General features: G+C 73.7%; 13 protein-coding genes. 6 read left to right on the top strand and 7 right to left on the bottom strand.

Annotated features, from left to right (window positions below; translation table 11 throughout):
* The first annotated feature begins 61 nt into the window (after positions 1–61).
* Positions 62–4,675 carry an ATP-dependent helicase gene (locus GVV04_RS13730; protein ID WP_407938792.1) on the top strand — a complete coding sequence of 1,538 codons (4,614 nt, stop codon included), beginning with the start codon at positions 62–64 and terminating at the stop codon, positions 4,673–4,675.
* Positions 4,676–5,020: 345 nt separating this feature from the next.
* Positions 5,021–5,659, top strand: coding sequence for a hypothetical protein (locus GVV04_RS13725; RefSeq protein ID WP_161688129.1), 639 nt, complete (start codon positions 5,021–5,023; stop codon positions 5,657–5,659).
* 241 nt (positions 5,660–5,900) lie between these two features.
* Here GVV04_RS13725 and GVV04_RS13720 read toward each other — a convergent pair whose 3' ends face one another.
* The gene (locus GVV04_RS13720; RefSeq protein ID WP_161688127.1) at positions 5,901–6,299 is read right to left on the bottom strand and encodes an ATP-binding protein; all 399 of its coding nucleotides are present in this window, start codon (positions 6,297–6,299) and stop codon (positions 5,901–5,903) included.
* Positions 6,300–6,486: 187 nt separating this feature from the next.
* On the opposite strand from GVV04_RS13720, the gene GVV04_RS13715 reads away from it, so the two are divergent.
* The gene (locus tag GVV04_RS13715) at positions 6,487–6,852 is read left to right on the top strand and encodes an STAS domain-containing protein (protein WP_161688125.1); all 366 of its coding nucleotides are present in this window, start codon (positions 6,487–6,489) and stop codon (positions 6,850–6,852) included.
* On the opposite strand, the gene GVV04_RS13710 is transcribed toward GVV04_RS13715, so the two are convergent.
* From GVV04_RS13710 to GVV04_RS13690, 5 genes are read right to left on the bottom strand one after another with little or no spacing between them, the layout of a single operon-like run.
* Positions 6,853–8,079 carry a PP2C family protein-serine/threonine phosphatase gene (locus GVV04_RS13710; RefSeq protein WP_235965988.1) on the bottom strand — a complete coding sequence of 409 codons (1,227 nt, stop codon included), beginning with the start codon at positions 8,077–8,079 and terminating at the stop codon, positions 6,853–6,855.
* A gap of 59 nt (positions 8,080–8,138) precedes the next feature.
* Entirely contained in the window at positions 8,139–9,404 is a 1,266-nt protein-coding gene (locus tag GVV04_RS13705; RefSeq protein WP_407938791.1) for a polysaccharide biosynthesis protein, read from the bottom strand.
* Positions 9,368–10,393 carry an NAD-dependent epimerase/dehydratase family protein gene (locus GVV04_RS13700; protein WP_161688121.1) on the bottom strand — a complete coding sequence of 342 codons (1,026 nt, stop codon included), beginning with the start codon at positions 10,391–10,393 and terminating at the stop codon, positions 9,368–9,370. The genes GVV04_RS13705 and GVV04_RS13700 overlap by 37 nt, the downstream gene beginning before the upstream one ends.
* Before the next feature lie 11 nt (positions 10,394–10,404).
* Complete coding sequence (locus tag GVV04_RS13695) at positions 10,405–11,211, bottom strand: glycosyltransferase family 2 protein (RefSeq protein ID WP_161688119.1); 807 nt, start codon at positions 11,209–11,211, stop codon at positions 10,405–10,407.
* A complete protein-coding gene (locus tag GVV04_RS13690) occupies positions 11,208–12,413 on the bottom strand; it encodes a nucleotide sugar dehydrogenase (protein WP_161688117.1) in 1,206 nt (401 codons plus the stop codon). The genes GVV04_RS13695 and GVV04_RS13690 overlap by 4 nt, the downstream gene beginning before the upstream one ends.
* Before the next feature lie 113 nt (positions 12,414–12,526).
* Here GVV04_RS13690 and GVV04_RS13685 point away from each other — a divergent pair, with 113 nt between their 5' ends.
* The 3 genes from GVV04_RS13685 to GVV04_RS13675 are packed head-to-tail and all read left to right on the top strand — an operon-like array spanning position 12,527 to position 17,046.
* Positions 12,527–13,288 (top strand): FkbM family methyltransferase, encoded by a 762-nt coding sequence (locus GVV04_RS13685; protein ID WP_161688115.1) that lies wholly within the window; start codon positions 12,527–12,529, stop codon positions 13,286–13,288.
* Positions 13,285–15,237 (top strand): hypothetical protein, encoded by a 1,953-nt coding sequence (locus tag GVV04_RS13680; protein ID WP_161688113.1) that lies wholly within the window; start codon positions 13,285–13,287, stop codon positions 15,235–15,237. The genes GVV04_RS13685 and GVV04_RS13680 overlap by 4 nt, the downstream gene beginning before the upstream one ends.
* A 3-nt stretch (positions 15,238–15,240) precedes the next feature.
* Complete coding sequence (locus GVV04_RS13675) at positions 15,241–17,046, top strand: hypothetical protein (RefSeq protein WP_328822362.1); 1,806 nt, start codon at positions 15,241–15,243, stop codon at positions 17,044–17,046.
* A gap of 55 nt (positions 17,047–17,101) precedes the next feature.
* On the opposite strand, the gene GVV04_RS13670 is transcribed toward GVV04_RS13675, so the two are convergent.
* Positions 17,102–18,283 (bottom strand): glycosyltransferase family 4 protein, encoded by a 1,182-nt coding sequence (locus GVV04_RS13670; RefSeq protein WP_161688111.1) that lies wholly within the window; start codon positions 18,281–18,283, stop codon positions 17,102–17,104.
* Between the last annotated feature and the right edge of the window lie 100 nt (positions 18,284–18,383).

Here is an 18,383-nt window from a genome sequence, read left to right as displayed (position 1 = left end):
TTTCGCCGCAGTCAGGCAGCCACCCGGGCTGGTCGGGCGTGGGCTGGCTCTCCGGGCCGGGATGGATGTCCCACCTCCGGGGCAGGATGGGGGCGTGGCGAAGGTGACGGCCGGCTTCGGCGCGGCGGAGGCGCGACGGGTGCTCGCGGGCTTCGGCCCGGCGACCCGGGAGTGGTTCGCCGCGGCCTTCGCCGCGCCCACCGCCGCCCAGGTCGGCGCCTGGCGTTCCGTGTCGGCGGGCCGAAACGCCCTGGTCGTCGCGCCCACCGGCTCCGGCAAGACCCTCGCGGCGTTCCTCTGGTCGCTGGACCGGCTCGCCGGGTCACCGCCGCCGGCCGAGCCCCGGCAGCGCTGCCGGGTGCTCTACGTCAGCCCGCTCAAGGCGCTCGCCGTCGACGTCGAGCGCAACCTGCGCGCCCCCCTCGCGGGCATCCGGCAGGCCGCCACCCGGCTGGGCGTGGCCCCGCCGGAGATCACCGTGGGGATGCGCACCGGGGACACCCCCGCCGACGAGCGGCGGGCCTTCGCGCGCACCCCGCCGGACATCCTCATCACCACCCCCGAGTCGCTGTTCCTGCTGCTCACCTCCGCCGCACGGGACTCGCTGCGCGGCGTGCAGACGGTCATCGTCGACGAGGTGCACGCGGTCGCCGGGTCCAAGCGCGGCGCACACCTCGCGCTCTCCCTGGAACGCCTCGACGAGCTGCTGCCCGCCCCCGCCCAGCGGATCGGCCTGTCCGCCACCGTCCGGCCGGTCGACGCCTGCGCCCGGTTCCTCGGCGGGGCCCGCCCGGTCGACGTGGTGCAGCCGCCCAGCGCCAAGACCATCGAGGTGAGCGTCCAGGTCCCGGTGGAGGACATGACCCGCCTCGACGAGCGGGAACAGCCCGCCGACGACCTCGGCGGCCCCGGCCCGCGCCGGGCCTCCATCTGGCCGGCCGTGGAGGAGCGGGTCTTCGCCCTCATCCGGGCGCACCGCTCGACGATCGTCTTCACCAACTCCCGGCGCAGCGCCGAGCGGCTCTGCGCCCGGCTCAACGAGCTGGCCGCCGAGGAGCTGGGCCTCGTACCCCCGGAGAGATCCCCCACCCGGCCGCCGGCCGAGGTGATGGCCCAGTCCGGCGCGGCGGCCGGGGCGGCCCCGGTGATCGCCCGCGCCCACCACGGCAGCGTCTCCCGGGAGGAGCGCAAGCACATCGAGGAGGCGCTCAAGTCCGGCCAGCTCCCCGCGGTGGTGGCCACCTCCAGCCTGGAGCTGGGCATCGACATGGGCGCGGTCGACCTGGTGGTGCAGATCGAGGCCCCGCCCAGCGTCGCCGCCGGCCTGCAACGCGTCGGCCGGGCCGGGCACCAGGTCGGTGCCGTCTCCCGGGGCGTGGTCTTCCCGAAGCACCGGGGCGACCTGCTGTCCTGCGCGGTGGTCGCCGGGCGGATGGCCGAGGGCGCCATCGAGGAGCTGCACCACCCGCGCAACCCCCTCGACGTGCTGGCCCAGCAGATCGTCGCGATGGTCGCCCTCGATCCGTGGCGGGTCGGCGACCTCGCCGTCCTGGTCCGCCGGGCCGCGCCCTTCGCCGAGTTGCCCGACTCCGCGCTGCACGCCGTGCTGGACATGCTCTCCGGCCGGTACCCGTCGACCGCGTTCGCGGAGCTGCGGCCCCGGCTGGTCTGGGACCGGGCCGCCGACGTGCTCACCGGCCGGCCCGGCGCGCAGCGGCTCGCCGTCACCAGCGGCGGCACCATCCCCGACCGGGGCCTGTTCGGGGTCTTCCTCGCCGGTGCGGAGCGGGCCGCCCGGGTGGGCGAGCTGGACGAGGAGATGGTCTACGAGTCGCGCATCGGCGACGTGTTCCTGCTCGGCTCGTCGTCCTGGCGGATCGAGGAGATCACCCCCGACCGGGTGCTGGTGTCGCCCGCCCCCGGCCAGGCCGCACGGATGCCGTTCTGGAAGGGCGACCAGCTCGGCCGCCCCGTGGAGCTGGGCCGGGCCATCGGCGCCCGGGTGCGCGCCCTGCTGCGCCACGGCGACGAGGCGGCGGTGGCCGCGCTGCGCGCCGGAGGGCTGGACGACTGGGCCGCCGGCAACCTGATGGCGTACCTGCGGGAGCAGCAGGCCGCCACCCGCTCCCTGCCGGACGACCGGACGGTGCTGGTCGAGCGGTTCCGCGACGAGCTGGGCGACTGGCGGCTCGCCGTGCACTCGGTGCTCGGCGCCCGGGTCAACGGCCCGTGGGCGCTCGCGATCGGCCGGCGGCTGGCCGAGCGGTACGGCGTCGACGCCCAGGTCATGCCGTCGGACGACGGGATCGTGGTGCGGCTGCCGGACACCGCCGAGGAGCCGCCCGGCGCCGACGTGGTCGTCTTCGAGCCCGACGAGATCACCCAACTCGTCGAGGAGTCGGTCGGCACGTCCGCGCTGTTCGCGTCCCGGTTCCGGGAGTGCGCGGCCCGGTCGCTGCTGCTGCCCCGCCGCGACCCGCGCCGCCGGCAGCCGCTGTGGCAACAGCGCCAGCGCGCCGCCCAGCTCCTCGACGTGGCCCGCGAGTACGCCGACTTCCCGGTCACCCTGGAGGCCGCCCGGGAATGCCTCCAGGACGTCTTCGACCAACCAGCGCTGGCCGGGTTGATGCGCGACCTGGCCGCCCGCAAGGTCCGCCTGGTAGAGGTGGAGACGACCCAGCCGTCGCCGTTCGCCCGGTCACTTCTTTTCGGGTACGTCGGCGCGTTCCTCTACGAGGGCGACGCCCCCCTCGCCGAGCGGCGGGCCGCAGCCCTGGCGCTGGACTCGGCGCTGCTCGGCGAGCTGCTCGGCCGGGTCGACCTGCGCGAGCTGCTCGACCCGGCGGTGCTCGCCGAGACCGAGCGGCAGTTGCGCTGGCGCACCGAGCAGCGCCGCCCCCGCGACGCCGAGGACGCCGTCGAGCTGCTGCGCACCCTCGGCGACCTGTCCGAGGCGGAGCTGGCCGAGCGCGGGGCACCCGTCGAGTGGCTCACCGAGCTGGCGGCGGCCCGCCGGGTGCTGCGGGTGCGGATCGGCGGCGAGGACCGCTGGGTGATCGTCGAGGACGCCGCCCGGCTGCGCGACGCGCTGGGCGTGGCGCTGCCGGTCGGGGTGGCCGAGGCCTACCTCGCCCCGGTGGCCGACCCGCTCGGCGACCTGGTCGCCCGGTACGCCCGCACCCACGGCCCGTTCGCCACAGCCACCTGTGCGGCCCGGTTCGGGCTCGGGGTGTTCGTGGTGGAGCAGGCGCTGCGCCGGCTCGCCGCGACCGGGCGGGTGGTGTCCGGGGAGTTCGCCCCCGACAGCGTGGGCACCCAGTGGTGCGACGCCGAGGTGCTGCGGCTGCTGCGCCGCCGCTCCCTGGCCGCGCTGCGCCGGGAGATCGAGCCGGTGCCGCCCCGGGCCCTCGCCGCGTTCCTGCCCCGCTGGCAGCAGTTCGGGGCGTCGGCGCGGGGGGTGGAGGCGCTGGCCGCCGCCGTCGAGCAGTTGCAGGGCGCGGCGGTGCCGGCGTCCGCGCTGGAACGCCTGGTGCTGCCCGGCCGCGTCGCCGACTACTCCCCCACCCAGCTCGACGAGCTGTGCGCCAGTGGCGAGGTGGTCTGGGCCGGGGCCGGGGCGATCTCCGGCGGCGACGGCTGGGTCACCCTCGCGTACGCCGACGCCGCGCCGCTGCTGCTCCCGCCGCCCGACGACGCGTTGAGTCGTACCCCGTTGCACGACGCCGTGCTGGGCGCGCTCGCCGACGGGCAGGCGCTGTTCTTCCGGTCGCTGTCCGACCGGGTGGAGTCCACCGACGACGCGGCGCTGGCCGCCGTGCTCTGGGACCTGGTGTGGGCCGGGCACCTCACCAACGACACCCTCGCCCCGCTACGGGCGGCTCTCGGCGGCGGCGGGGCGCACCGGTCCCGGCCGACCGCGCCGCGCACCCGGTACCGCCGCCCCGGCCGGGTCGCGCTGCCCAGCCGCACCGGCCCGCCCACCGTCGCCGGCCGCTGGTCCCGGCTGCCGGAACGGGACCTGGACCCCACCCGGCGGGCCGCCGCCCTGGCCGACGTGTTGCTGGAGCGGCACGGCGTGGTGACCCGGGGCGCGGTCGTCGCCGAGCAGGTCACCGGCGGCTTCGCGGCCGTGTACCCGGTGCTGTCGGCGCTGGAGGAGCGCGGCGCGGCCCGGCGGGGATACTTCGTGGAAGGGCTGGGCGCGGCCCAGTTCGCGGTGCCCGGTGCGGTGGAGCGGATCCGCGCCCTCGCCGACCCGGCCGGTCCTGGCCGGGGCCGGGGCGGGGCGGCCCTCGTGCTCGCCGCCACCGACCCGGCCAACCCGTACGGCGCGGCGCTGCCCTGGCCCGAGCGCGTGGTCGACTCCGGCGACGGGGCGGCCCCGGCCACCGGGCACCGGGCCGGCCGCAAGGCGGGCGCGCTGGTCGTGCTGGTCGGCGGCGACCTGCTGCTCTACGTCGAGCGCGGCGGCCGGACGATCCTGTCCTTCGCCGACGACCCCGACGCCCTCGCGGCGGCCGGCAAGGCGCTGGCCGACGCGGTGCACTCCGGCGCGCTCGGCGCGATGTCGGTGGAGCGGGCCGACGGGGAGGCGGTCTCCGCGTCCCCGCTGAGCGAGGCGCTCACCGCCGCCGGCTTCCGGGCCACTCCGCGCGGCCTGCGCCTGCGCGGCTGACCACCATGCGGCTCGTTCCGGTCGCGTACCGCGCTCGCGCCGGAACTCCGCCGACGAAAGCGGAACCAGAGCGTCGCCGATCTGCTCCCCGAGCTTGAGAACGCGCTCGCGCGCCAACCGGCCTGACACTACGGTCAAGCGATGGCCCGCACCGATCTCGACGCCCTGGTCATCGGCGCTGGCGTCGACCGGCCGAGGAACAGCCCTGAGGTGGCCGAACGGCCCGGGACGGGGGGCGAAGGTCACGGACCGGACAGGGGGTTCGGCCCTGACAAGGAACCACTGTGGTGATCCAGGATGAGACGCGACACCAACGGACGTTGCCATCCTCACGGGAGTTCCGACATGAAGCGACGCACCCTGGACCTGCTGTTCAGCATCGGCGGGCTGGGCCTGACCGTCCTGCTGCTCATCGCCGGCCTCGTCCTCACCACGAACGCGAACTTCGCCAACGACTATGTACGCGACCAGCTCGGCGCGCAGCACATCACCTTCAAGCCGGCCGACAAGCTGACCGCCGAGGAGAAGAAGGCGGACTGCCTGGTCGAGTACGCCGGCCAGAAGATGACCACCGGCAAGCACGCCGAGTGCTACGCCAACGAGTTCATCGGGCTGCACCTGAAGTCCATGGCCGGTGGGAAGACGTACGCCGACCTCGGCGCGCCGGAGAGCGAGCTGCGGGCCAAGGTCGAGCAGGCCACGCAGACCAACGACCCGGCCCTGGCCGACCTGCAGAAGCAGTTGGCGGAGGTCAGCGGCCAGCGGGAGACCGTGTTCAAGGGCGAGACGCTGCGCGGCATGCTGCTCACCTCGTACGGCTTCAGCGAGTTCGGCCGTAAGGCCGGGCAGGCCGCTCTGGTGACGCTCATCGGGGCGGGGCTGCTCCTGCTGCTGTCGATCGCCGGCCTGGTGCACGCCTTCCGCACCCCAGCCACCGAGGCGTTCGCCGCTCCCGAGCCGACGAAGAACCGCATCACCGCCTGACCGCTGCCGACCCGGGCGCCCCCGGTCTCCTCCACCCGCTGGGAGACCGGGGGCGCCCGCGTGCGCGGGTGCACGACTGGCCGGTCCGCAGCGTGGCCCGGCGGCGCCCGAACCTGGGAAGACGCTGGTGACCCTCCACCTCGGATGACGATGAGCGCCATCCGGCGTCAGCGGATCCGGATAGTTGAGGGCTGGGAGCCGGCGTGGCCTCTCCGGTCATCGGATCGGTGATCTTCGTACCTCAGTCGAGGTTCTTGGTGATGCGGAGCAGCACCTGGTCCGGTGGCCCGGCGACGAAGGCGGCCGTGTCGGCGAGTGCGGCGATCAAGGGCAGTCCACGGCCGCCGACGGTGAGCGGGGCGGGAAGTCCAGCGTCGAGCCCGGCACCCTTGGGGGTACTGCCGCTGTTGCCGACCTTGAGCAGGCACACGTCGTCTTCGATGACGATGGTGATGTCGACGGCGCTGCCGGAATTGCCGTGTATCACCGCGTTGGCGCATGCCTCGGTGATCAGCACGGCGAGGTGGCCGCGAGAGTCCTCAGCCGCGTCGGTGAGGCTCAGTAGGGTGGCGAGCACATGGCGGGCGCGGGTCACCGAGGACGGTTGACGCGGGAGTGACAGCGCCATACTCAACCGCATTGCGTAGCTCCTCCCGGCCCGTGCGTGACCCGCCGGACCACTGCGTCACACCTTAGGGTGGGACGCTCCGACTGTGATCACCACTACCCGGGGTCGCCGAGGTGAAACGGCCAGGGTGTCGGCTCGGCGGCGGTTCGCCCGCTGGCAGATAGGGTAAGACCGGGATCATCGGCGTGGGGAGGTCGTTGTGAGTCTGCTGTTGTCGGTCCGGCCGGGCCGGGGTTGCACCGTGCTCGAGGTGGGCGGCGAGCTGGACATGGCGACGTCCCCGCAGCTGCGCGAGAGTCTGCAACGGTTGGTCGACGCCGGTGACCGCCAGGTGGTGGTGGATCTGGCCGGGGTCGGGTTCATGGACTCCAGCGGGCTGGGCGCGCTGGTGATGATGTTCAAGGCGCTGCGTGACCTCGACGGTCGGTTGTGCCTCGCCGCGGCGCAGCCCGCCGTGCACAGCGTCCTGACGGTCACGTCGGTGAATCGAGCTATCCAGGTCTATGACAGTGTGCAGGCGGCTGAAGCCGGCGTGCCGTCCACGGACGACGCGACAGGCCGGTAGTCAGTCGGGCAGCGCGGTGCTGGCCCGCGCCTGGTCGGCGCCGGCGCTGGTACGCCGGTCCTCGCTGTGCCCGCCGTGCCAGTCGAGGATGAACAGGGTGGCATCGTCGGCCAGAGTCGGCCCGCTGACCTCGAGCACGGCATCGGCCAACGCCCGGACAGCCTCGCGCGGATGCAGACCGGTGATCGACCGCAACATGGTCGGTAGATCCAGGCTGGCGGCGTTGCGCTCCCGCATGCCATCGGTGACCACTACCAGCCGGTCGCCCGGTCGCAGCGTGACCTCACCGGCGCGGTAATCGGCCTCGGCGAACATCCCCAGGGGGAAGTTGGCCGGTAGCGACAGCGCCCGGGTGTCCCCGTCGCGTACCAGCAGCGGCGGCACGTGCCCGGCGTTGAGCAGCGCGCACACCCCGGTGCGCAGGTCGAGACGGCCGAGGACCGCGGTGACGTAGCTGCCGGACACACCGGCGTGTTCGGCCACGTCGGTGTTCGCGGCGTCGGCCTGCCCTGTCAGACCAACCCCGCGGCGGCGGCTGTTGCGCAGGCTGCCCACGCCCAGGGTGGCCGTCAGCGCGCTGGCCACCCCGTGGCCCATCGCGTCGGTGACGCTGAAGTGCAGCACGTCCCGGGCAAGGCTGTAGTCGAATGTGTCCCCGCCGATGCTGGCGGCGGGTTCGAGCCAGCCGGACAGGGTGAACGCACTACCCTCACACGTGAACGAGCCGGGCAGCAGCCGGCGCTGGATCTCCCCGGACAGGGTGAACAGGGTCGTGCGTTGCCCCCACTCGAAAAGGTCGGTGTACCGCCGGTTGGCAATCACCACGTACGCCAGGACGTGCGCCGTGCGGGCGATCTCCTCCAGCACCTGCGGAGCGGGCTCGTCCGGCAGGGTCATCTCGAGCAGGCCGATCGCCTCACCGCGGTCGGTCACGGGCGCCAACACCATCCACCCGTCAGGCCGCGCGACGACCTGCACCGTCTGGGTGCGTAGCGCCTGCTCGGCGGGGCCGCCGTCGAACGGCATCACCGTGGCGGCCTCACCACCGTCCCGGCGGCGGCCCTCACCGGCACCGTCGAGCGGCACCTGGGCCAAGCGGACCAGCGCCCGACCGCTGAGGTCCGCGATCAGGAACGCGATGCTACGTGCCCGCAGCGCCACACCGAGTTCCCGGGTGACCGCCTCTACCGCCTCGACCGGCGAGGCGTTCTCTGCCGCATCCAACATATGGACCATGATCCGCCCTCGACTGCTCTGCACTGTCGGAGCCTACGAGACCCGGCCGGTCACGGCACCGGCTGTGCGACTCCCCGACGGGTCGCGAGCGCGGTGAGCGCGAGCGCCACCGCTGCCGTGCCGACCGCGCACCACAGGATCGCCGTGAAGGTGTGCGGCACCACCCACTCGGTGACCATGATCAGGCCGACAGTCGCCGCCCACAGCGGCGCCGACGGCCACCGCGCGCCCGCCGCTACCTGGGCATTCACCAGCACGAACACCAGCGCGTACAGGCCACCGGCGGCGGCGAAGAGCGGCGCGTGGCGGCCGAGGCCGACGTAGTCGGCGCCGCCCGCCAGCCGGAACGCGAGCCCACCGGCGAGCGCCGACGCCGCCACCAGCAACGCGCCGCAGCCGGCCACCAGCCCGGCGGCGATCATGAGCGCCCGCCGGTTGCCCTGCGCCAGGCGCGGGAGCGCCAGCACCGTGACCACCTGCGGCGCCCACAGCGCCCCCTTGGTGAGCACGGCCCCGACCGCGTACCCGCCCGAGGCGTCCGCGGGCAGCAGGTGCCGGGCCAGGATCAGGTCGGCGTACGAGACGACGAGCATCGCGAGCGTCGCCGAGCAGGCGGTGAGGACCTGACGGGCGGTGATGCCGTGCTCGCCCGACGCGTCGACCCGTGCACGGGCCAGGTGGGCCAGGACCGGCGGGATCAGCAGCGCGACGGCCGTACCCGCCAGGACCGACCCGGTCAGGCCGGCACCGAGCAGCAGGCCGGCGATCAGGCCGGCGTACCGGCCGACGGCCAGCACCGCCATGCCGAGTGCCAGGCGCAGGAAGCGCTCGTCACCCTGCAACTCGCCCAGCCACCTGCCGGCCACCACGACGGCGCCGGTGTAGAGCGCGAGCAGCAGCGTCACGGCCGGCGGAAGGTCCAACAGCGCGCTCAGGACCGGCGTCAGGACGACCATGGCGCCGGCACACACGGCCGCGGTCAGCCAGCCGATCCGGCCGCTCGCCGCGCCGCGCGTGCGGGCCCGGTGGATCGCGACCGCGATCTGCAGCCCCACCCCGGGAACGCCGGCGATCGCCGCGATCGCCAGGACGGTGGCCAGCGCGCCCAGGTCACCGGGGCCGAACTGCCGGGCACCGAGGACGGGCACGAGGTAGCCGAGGCCGTTGGTCAGCGCGCCCGCCACGGCCACCGCCGCCCCGGACATGCCGATCCGCCGCCGGGCGGACGTCGTCGTGGTCACGGCACCAGCCGCCGGAGGGGAGGGTGGCTCGGCGCGGTTCAGAGGCGGCCGTCGTGCACGGCCCGGGTCACCCATGGGATCACCTCGTCGAGCATGGCGTCGAGGCCGGTCGTCGCGGTGAAGCCGAGCACCTCGCGGGCCTTGGCGACGTCCGGCACCCGCTTGGTCACGTCGTGCTCGAACGGCTCGTCGCTGACGTGGCGGAACGGCACGTCAGGGCCCTTGATCTTGCGCCAGATCAGCTCGGCCAGCTCCAGCACCGTGGTCGAATCGGCGGTCGAGAGGTTGAAGTCCTCGTTGCGCGCCGCCTCGTGCTCGATGGCCACCGCGATCCCGCGCGCCAGGTCGCCACCGTAGGTGTAGTGGCGCACCTGCTCGCCGCTGCCGAGGATGTGCAGCGGGTCCTGCCCCTTGACGATCTTCTGCACCAGGTCGGGGACCACATGCGACATCGCCAGCTTGACGTTGCCGGACAGCACCTCCGCCTCGCCGAGCGCACGCCCCTCGCCGATCCCGACACAGTTGAACGGCCGCACGATCGTGTACGGCAGCCGGTACTGGTCCCAGGCCGCCCGCGCGTAGTACTCGACCGCCAGCTTCTGGAAGCCGTACGAGGACAGCGGCGGCGGGATCCGCCGCTCGTCGCCCTCCCGGCTCGGCCAGCGGTCGGTCGACTCGTACACCATCGACGACGAGATGTAGGTGACCTTGCGCAGCCGGCCGGCCCGGTGCGCCGCGATCGCCGCGTCACAGGACGCCGCCATGATCCGCTCGTTGGTGGCGAGGAGGTCGTACGCGTACGCGTGGAAGTAGGAGATCCCGCCGATCATCGCGGCACCGGCGACGAAGTGGTCACAGCCGGCGAGCAGGTCGGCGAGGAGCGCGGCGTCGCGCGCGTCGCCCTCGACGAACCGGTAGCGGGGATGGTCGTCGTAGCTGTGCGCCACCGGGCCGTACTTCGAGAGGTTGTCGAGCCCGACCACCTCGTGCCCGAGGCCGAGCAGCTCCTCCACCAGGTAGCCGCCGATGAACCCCGCCGAACCGGTGACCAACACCGTCGCCATCCGTACCTCCTCTACCGCGCCACGTCGTCGGTCGCCATGTCGTCGGTCGCCACGTGCGGCGCGGGCGCGGCCGGCGACGGGCGCCGCGCCTCCCACCTCGCGGCGAGCTGCTGCGCGGTCAGCCGCCGACCGAACGCGAAAAAGTACCAGCGCAGATAGCTGGGCAGGAACCGCCCCACGTCGAAGTGCGACTCGCCGAGCTGCCGATCCAGCCAGATCGTCGGGATCTCGGCGACCGGGCGACGCAACCGGGTCGCCTTCGCGGTCAGCTCGATGCCGATCTCGAACCCGGTCCGGGACTCGATGCCGACCTCGCGGACGAAGTCGGTGTCGTACGCCTTGAAGCTGTTGGTCGCGTCGCGGGTGCCGACCCTCGCCAGCAGCCACAGGGTGCGCCCGGCCCACCGGGAGGCCATCCGCTTGAATCGCGGCCCGCCGACCTGCTGCCCACCGGGCATGTAGCGGGACGCGGCGGCGACCACCACCCCACGGTCGACGAGCCGGGCCAGGTCGTCGATCTGCCGTGGGTCGTCACAGCCGTCGGCCATCGTCACCACGGCGACCGGCGCTCGCGCCGCGTCGATGCCGAACCGGATCGCGTTGGCCGGCCCGCGCCCGTACGTGTTGAGCACCGGGCGGACCCGCGGATCGCGGCCGGCGACCTCCCGGGCGTACGGGACGGTGGTGTCCTCTGGCATGTCGTGCACGATGAGCACCTCGGCCGGCAGCAGCACCTCACGCAGGATGCGGTCGAGGCACCGGACGACGCCCGCGCCCTCGTTGTAGACCGGGATGACCACCGTGACCCGGGGCGTCACACCCGCACGCCCCGCCCGGTCAGGCCCCACATGTCGATCAGCGGCTTGTCGGTGTCGAGGTCGGCGTAGTCGGCATGCGGTGCGGCGATCACCAGCAGATCGGCCCGCCTGAGCACCTCGTCGAGCGGGAGGATCCGGTCGTCGGCCACGTACGGGTCGGTGCACAGGGTCTCCCCCGCCTTGAGCCTCAGGATCTTGCGCAACTTGTACGCCAGGCTGCTGCGGGAGTCGTCACTGCCGCCCTTGAACGCCATGCCCAGGATGCCGACCGTCATCGTGGCGAGGTCGAACCGATCCTCCAGCCGGGAGACCAGGTACAGCGGCAGGCCCTCGTTGATCAACATCGCGGAGTGGCCGAGCACGAAGTTGTTCCGGTTGAACGCGGCCAGCTGCATGGTGTCCTTGAGCAGGCACGGCCCGGCGGCGAAGCCGGGCATCGGCAGGTCGGCCGCGCGCGGGTAGTCGAACGCGACGGCGTGCCGGATGCGGGCGAAGTCGAGGCCGAAGTCGTTGGCCATCATCCAGAACTGGTTGGCGGTCGCGAACTTCACGTACCGCCAGGTGTTGGTGAACAGCTTCGCGAGCTCGGCCTCCTCCGGCTCCAACGCGACGATCGAGTCGGTGAGCCGGCGGAAGAGCAGCTCCGCCCGTTCCATGGCCTGCGGCGTCCGGGCCGCGACGATCTGCGGCAGGGTGAACAGCTCGGTCATCGCCCGGCCCTCGGCGATCCGCTCCGGGCAGAACGCCACGTCGACCGTGAGGCCCCTGCTCGCCAGCAGCTTCTCGGTCAGCGCCGTCACGCCCGGGTAGACCGTGCTGCGCAGGACCACCAGCTGCCCGTCGTGCAGGTGCTCGGCGCAGCGTTCCAGCGCCCGGGGCACCGCGCTGAGGTCGGGGTTGAGGTGTTCGTCGACCGGGGTGCCCACGACCACGACCAGGGTGTCGGCCAGCCCGACGCTCGTCGCCTCGGTGCTCGCGCGCAACCGGCCGGCGGCCAGCGCCTCGGTCAGCGGCTGCGCGGCGCCCTCCTCGGCGAACGGCAGCGAACCGGAGTTGACCCGGTCGACCGCGGCGGCGTCGATGTCGTACAGCACGACGCTCAGGCCACGGGAGGCCAGCGCGATGCCCAGCGGCAGGCCGACCCGGCCGCAGCCGCCCACGACACAGACATCGACCGTCGCCGCGCCATCCGCCTGTGTCATCGCCGCATCCTTCCACCGGCCCGGCACGGAAATCGCCCGCCGGCCAGTGCAGGTTACTGGCGAGGAAACCTCGGGTCTACCCATCCGTAGGTAAGGGACTAAGGTTCCACTCCATGGCCAGCACGCTGTCCACGGAACTCAGTTCGCGGTTCGCCGCCAGGCTGCCGGCCCGCGCCGTCGGGGCCGCCGTTCGGCTCGCCTATCCGCGGGTCGAACCGGAGCTCGCCCGGCTGCCCTCCTACGCGCCTCGCGGCGGCACCGCTCTGGACGTCGGCGCCTGGTACGGGCCGTGGACCCGCGGCCTGCGCCAGCTGGCCGACCGGGTCGTGGCGGTGGAGCCGGCCGCCGAGCTGGCGCGGTGCGTGGCCGCCGCCTACCCGGACGTACGGGTCGTCGAGGCGGTGGCCTCCGACCGGCCGGGCAAGGCGGAGCTGTTCGTTCCCGCCGGTGGCCCCGGTATCGGCACCTCGTCCGTGGAGCATGGCGACGGCCCGTCGGTCACCGTCGACCGGATCACAGTGGACGGTCTCGGGCTCACCGACGTGCGATTCGTCAAGCTCGACGTCGAGGGCCATGAGCTGCCGGCGCTACGCGGCGCCGAGCGCACCATCCGGCGGGACGGCCCGCTTCTGCTCATCGAACTCGAGGAGCGGATCCAGCCGATCGACCCGGTGCTCGCGCTGCTCGACGGGTGGGGCTACCGGCCGCACGTCATGCCGGACGACCGCTGGGTGCCGCTGGCCGGCTTCGACCTGGTCGCGCACCAGCGGGCGGCGGTCGGCCGGGTGGCGCAGAGCTTCGCCCGCCGGGTCGTCGACCCGCGACCGCGCTACGTCAACATGGTCCTGTTCCGTCGCGATGAGCCGCCCCGATGACGGAGCCCGGCACCACCGCCGCGCAGGGCACCACCGCCGCGCCCGACACCACCGCCGCCAGGCGCGTCGACCCGATCCACATCGCCGCCGTCGTGCTGATCACCGCAAGCGTGTTCTGGCGGGCGTCGATCACCACACGCGGGTTCCTCACCGCCGACGACTTCCCGATCATCGCCCAGGCCGACGCCGGCGGCCTGGCACCGGGGCACCTGTTCGCGCTCTACAACAACCACCTCATGCCGGCCGCCCGGCTGCTCACCTGGGTCACCCACCGGCTGACCGAGTACGAATACTGGCCGTACGCCGCGCTCATGGTGATCGGTCAGTTGGCCGTCAGCGTCGCCTTCTACCGGCTGCTGCGCCTCCTGCTCCCGGCGGGCTGGGCGTTGCTGGTGCCGCTGTGCCTGTTCGTGTTCAACCCGATGACGCTCGAGGTCAGCGCGTGGTGGGCGGTGGGGATCAACCTGCTGCCGATGCAGTTGGCCATGATCGTGGCCATCGGGGCCCAGGTGCGCTACATCCGTACCCGCCGGCGCCGCCACCTGGTCGCGCTCGGCGCGTCGGTCGTCGTCGCCCTGCTCTTCTTCGAGAAGGCGCTGCTGGTGGTCGCGGCGGTCTTCCTGGTGACCCTCTGCCTCTACGCGCCGGGTGGGCCGCTGCGGGCGGTGCTGACCACTATCCGCCGCTGGTGGCCCGCCTGGCTGGTGCTCGCCGGGATCTCCGTGGTGTACCTGGCCGGCTACCTGTCGATGTCGGAGTCCGCGCTACGCGCGCCGATCTCGGCGGGCGAGGTCGGCGCCTTCCTCCAGCAGTTCTACGGGCAGTCCCTCCCCGCCGGCCTGGTGGGCGGCCCGTGGACCTGGCTCGACGCCTCGGACGGCCCCGCCGTCGTCGCCCTGACCCGGACCGCCCAGTGGGTCTCGTGGGCGATCGTGGCGGCGTTCGTCGGTGGCACGGTGTGGCTGCGCCGCACGGTGGCGGTCCGGGCGTGGATCCTGCTGGCGCTCTACTCCGGGCTGACCGCCGGGCTGATCGGCGCCACCCGGCTCGGGTCCGGGTTCAGCGGGGTGGCCGGCCTGGTGCCGCGCTACTTCGGCGACGTGCTGCTCGTCGCGGCGCTCTGCGCCGGCGTGGCGCTCTGCGGCCTGCGCCGGGCCGAACCGGCCGACGCCACGGAACCAGCCGACGCCACAAAGCCGGCTGACGCCACGGAACCAGCCGACGCCACAAAGCCGGCCGACGCCACAATGACCGCCGACGCCGCCGCCGAACCGGCGCCGATCCGCGACCACCCCCAGCCGTTCGCCACCGCGCTCGCCGTCGGCCTGGTCCTGCTGATCGCCAGCAGCGTCTACAGTGGCGTCGACTTCGGCACCGACTGGCGGTCCAAGGCCAGTCGCGACTACCTGCACACGGCCCTCGCCGACCTGGCCACCGCCGAGCCGGGAACGGTGTTCATGGACCAGCCGGTGCCCGAGGTGGTGGTCCCCGGGTTGTCCCACCCGTGGAACCTTCAGTCGCGATTCTTCGCGCCGCTCGACGACGAACCGGTCTTCGTGACCAAGGCCCGCAAGCTGTGGGTCTTCGACGCGTCCGGCCACGTCCGCCCGGCCTGGGTCAAGGGCGTCAGCGCGGCGCCCGGGCCGGCACCGGGCTGCGGCTACCAGGTCGCGGGCGGCCGGACGGCGCGGATCCCACTGAAGGCCACGGTCGTCGACTACTGGCAGGCGGTGCGGATCGGGTACATCAGCGACCGGGACACCACCGCCACGTTCCGGCTCGGCGACGGCGAGGCAGTGCCGTTCGACGTGCACCGCGGGCTCAACGCGATGTTCCTGCTCGTGTCCGGCGGCGGCAACGAGGCCCAGCTCACGGTGGACGACCCGACGGCCACCCTCTGCACCGACGAGATCGAGATCGGCGCGCTGGTGCCACAGCCGGTCGGGTAGCCGGTGCGTCACCGGCTGATCCCGCACGCCGCGCCGCACGCCGTCGCGGCGGTGATCACCGCCGTGGTGCTCGCCCCGCTGGTCCTGCCCGGCTACGTGCTGCGCTACGACATGGTCTTCGTGCCCCGTCAGCCGCTGAACTGGGAGATGGTCGCGCCGGCCGACGCGCTGCCCCGCGCCGTGCCGCTGGACGCGCTGGTGTCGACCGCCAACCTCGTCGCCCCGGGCTGGTTGGTGCAGCGGATCGCGCTGGTCGCGATCGTCTACCTGGCGGCGCTCGGCATGGCCCGGCTGATGCCGACCGGGCGGACCCTCACCCGCGTGGCCGGCGCGTTCGCCTACGCCTGGACGCCGTACCTCGCCGAGCGGCTGCTGCTCGGGCAGTGGGGCCTCCTGCTGGCGTACGCGGCCCTGCCCTGGCTGGTCGCCGCAGTGCGGGATGTGCGCACCGGCCGGCCCGGCGGGCTGGCCCGCCTGGTGCTGGCGGCGGCGCCGGCCGCGGTGACCCCGACCGGCGGCGTGATCGCGCTGGGCACCGTGGCCGTGCTGCTGCCCGGCGGCTTCGCGGGCTGGCGCCGGGCGACCGCCGCCGCCCTCGGCGCAATCGCCGCGCTCAACGCGCCCTGGCTCGTCGCGGCCGCGACGAGTGCCGCCGACGGCCGGTCCGATCCGGAGGGCGTCGCCGCGTTCGCCGCGCGGGCCGAGAACTGGGGCGGCGCGTGGGCGGCGCTGGCCGGCACCGGCGGCATCTGGAACGCGCAGACCGTGCCCGACAGCCGGTCCTCGCCGCTCGTGCCGGTCGCGACGCTGGTGCTGCTCGCGGTGGCCGTGGTGGGGGTGCGGGAACTGCGCCGGCGGTGGCCGGGCGGGACCGGGCGGCTGGGGCTGCTCGCGGCCGGCGCGTTCCTGCTCGCCGCGGCGGGCACCGCGCCCGGGGCGCCGGCCCTGGAGCGGCTCATCGACACGGTTCCGGGCGCCGGGCTGCTGCGTGACGGCCAGAAGTTCCTGATCCCGTACGCGGTCCTGCTGGCGCTGGGGGTCGCCCTCGGCGCCGAGGTGCTCGCCGGGAGGTTGGCTCGCCGCCTCGACGCCGGCGCGGGCCGGGTCGTGCTGGTCGCGGCCGCGCTGCTGCCGGTGGTGATCCTGCCCGACCTGGCCTTCGGCGCCGCCGGGCAGCTCCGGCCGGTGCGCTATCCGGCCGACTGGGACGCGGTGGCGGCGCGGGTCGCGGCCACGCCCGGCGAGGTGCTCTCGCTGCCGTTCGAGGGCTACCAGCGGTACGGCTGGGCCCACGACACTGTGGTGCGCGACCCCGCGCCGCGCTACCTGGACGCGCCGGTGCTGATGAACGACGCACTGCGGGTCGGCGACGTGACGGTCGACGGCGAGAACCCACGGGCGGCGCGGGTGCGTGCCGTCCTCGACGCGGACGGCCCGCTCGCCGAGCTGGGGGTCCGGTGGGTGCTGGTCCGGCGCGAACCCGGCGGCGAGCCGACCGCGACGGCCCTCGCCGGGCTGCGTCCGGTCTTCGCCGGTCCGCACCTTGAGCTGTGGGAGAACCCGGCCGCCGCCCCGCCGCCATCGGCCGCCCGGCGGTGGCCCGCGGCCGCCGCGCACCTGGTCGCCGCGACGATCGTGGTTCTCGCTCTCCTGGCCCTCCTGCTCGGCGGACAAAGATCGTGGTATATTCCGCGCACTCACGAACCCGGGGAGGTAGAACCATGGCCAAGCTGGCCACGTTCGCCGTCGCTGCTGTCCTCGGCGCGGCGCTGGGCATCATCGGCCTCGTCGCGACGGTCGGAGCGGTGAGTCCGTCCGCCGACCACGTCGCCGAAGAGACCACCGACACCCCTGTCACCAAGGTCTACGGCAACCGCTGATCCGCTAGCTGCGGCGTGGTCGCCGGCAACTGGCCGGCGACCACATCGGCGAACGCCGTCCCCGACACCGACCAGGTGAAGCGCCGCGCATAGGTCGCGGCAGCCGTGCCCATCTCCGCGCGCCGGTCCGGGTCGAGCAGCAACGCCCTGACCGCCTGGAAGAACTGGAACTCGTCGTCGACCAGCACGCCGGTCTGCCCGTCGGCCATCGCCTCGGCGACCCCGCCGGCGGCGCGGAACGCGACGGACGGGGTGCCCCGGGCACCGGCTTCCACGATGGTCAGCCCCCAGCCCTCCTTGAGCGACGGCACCAACGACACCCACGAGCGGCACAGCAACTCGTGTTTGCGGTCCTCCGGGACGAACCCGGTGAACCGGACGCGGTCGGTGATGTCGAGGTCGGCGGCGAGCCGCCGCAACGGCTCGTCCCACCAGCCCTGGCCGGCCACCACCAGTTCGAGCTCCGGCAACTCCGTGGCGAGCAGTGCGGTGGCGCGCAGCGCCAACTCCACCCGCTTGTGCGGAACGAGCCGGCCGAGCACCACCAGGCTCGGGTGGGCGGTACGCGACACCGGCGGGCCGACGACCGCCGGCGTTCCGTTGTGGATGACCGCGACGCGGCCCGGCTCGACGCCGAGCCCGGCGAGCTCCCTGCGGGTCGACTCGGACACCGTGATGTACCGGCAGGTCCGGTAGACCCGGACCGCCAGCCGCGACTCGATCCACCAGCCGATCCGGGCCATCCACGGGCCGAAGACCACCGGCCACTGCTCACGGTGCACGTGGTGGACCAGCGCGATGACCGGGCGGCGGGCGTAGACCCGGCTGAGGAACGGCATGCCGTTGCACACGTCGACGATCACGTCCGGCCGGCCGAGCCGCCGACGGGCGAGCGGGCCGATGCCGAAGGTGCCCGCCAGGTAGACCAGGGCCGCGTACAGGTAGACCGTGTGGCGGCCGCCGCGGCGCAGGATGCGGACCCCCTCGGGAATCGTCTCCAGGGCGGGGCCGTCGGCGTGTGCCTGGCAGAACAGGGTCACCCGGTAGCCGCGCGCGACCAATTCGGCTCCGACCCGTTCGAGGAAGACCTCCGAACCGCCGCCCTCCGGATGCCGCGTGTCCCGCCAGCTCAGGAAGAGGACATGAGGACCAGAGGTTTGGGTCATGGCCTACTCATCCACCCCTACTTGCGAGTACGGTTCGCGGTTGCGTCACACTAGGACGCTTCTGCAGAGTTCCGCAACGGTGACGTCACAGAGGAGGAAG

Origin of the sequence: Micromonospora rubida, from assembly GCF_009908295.1 — a bacterium.
Lineage (GTDB): Bacteria > Actinomycetota > Actinomycetes > Mycobacteriales > Micromonosporaceae > Micromonospora > Micromonospora rubida.
This window is presented reverse-complemented; position numbering and strand designations above follow the sequence as displayed.

Coding starts and splice junctions, on each gene's coding strand:
- GVV04_RS13690 (WP_161688117.1), bottom strand. CDS start 12,413: ATGACACAGGCGGATGGCGCGGCGACGGTCGATGTCTGTGTCGTGGGC.
- GVV04_RS13700 (WP_161688121.1), bottom strand. CDS start 10,393: ATGGCGACGGTGTTGGTCACCGGTTCGGCGGGGTTCATCGGCGGCTAC.
- GVV04_RS13670 (WP_161688111.1), bottom strand. CDS start 18,283: ATGACCCAAACCTCTGGTCCTCATGTCCTCTTCCTGAGCTGGCGGGAC.
- GVV04_RS13725 (WP_161688129.1), top strand. CDS start 5,021: ATGAAGCGACGCACCCTGGACCTGCTGTTCAGCATCGGCGGGCTGGGC.
- GVV04_RS13680 (WP_161688113.1), top strand. CDS start 13,285: ATGACGGAGCCCGGCACCACCGCCGCGCAGGGCACCACCGCCGCGCCC.
- GVV04_RS13685 (WP_161688115.1), top strand. CDS start 12,527: ATGGCCAGCACGCTGTCCACGGAACTCAGTTCGCGGTTCGCCGCCAGG.
- GVV04_RS13730 (WP_407938792.1), top strand. CDS start 62: ATGGATGTCCCACCTCCGGGGCAGGATGGGGGCGTGGCGAAGGTGACG.
- GVV04_RS13710 (WP_235965988.1), bottom strand. CDS start 8,079: ATGTTGGATGCGGCAGAGAACGCCTCGCCGGTCGAGGCGGTAGAGGCG.
- GVV04_RS13705 (WP_407938791.1), bottom strand. CDS start 9,404: ATGGGTGACCCGGGCCGTGCACGACGGCCGCCTCTGAACCGCGCCGAG.
- GVV04_RS13720 (WP_161688127.1), bottom strand. CDS start 6,299: ATGCGGTTGAGTATGGCGCTGTCACTCCCGCGTCAACCGTCCTCGGTG.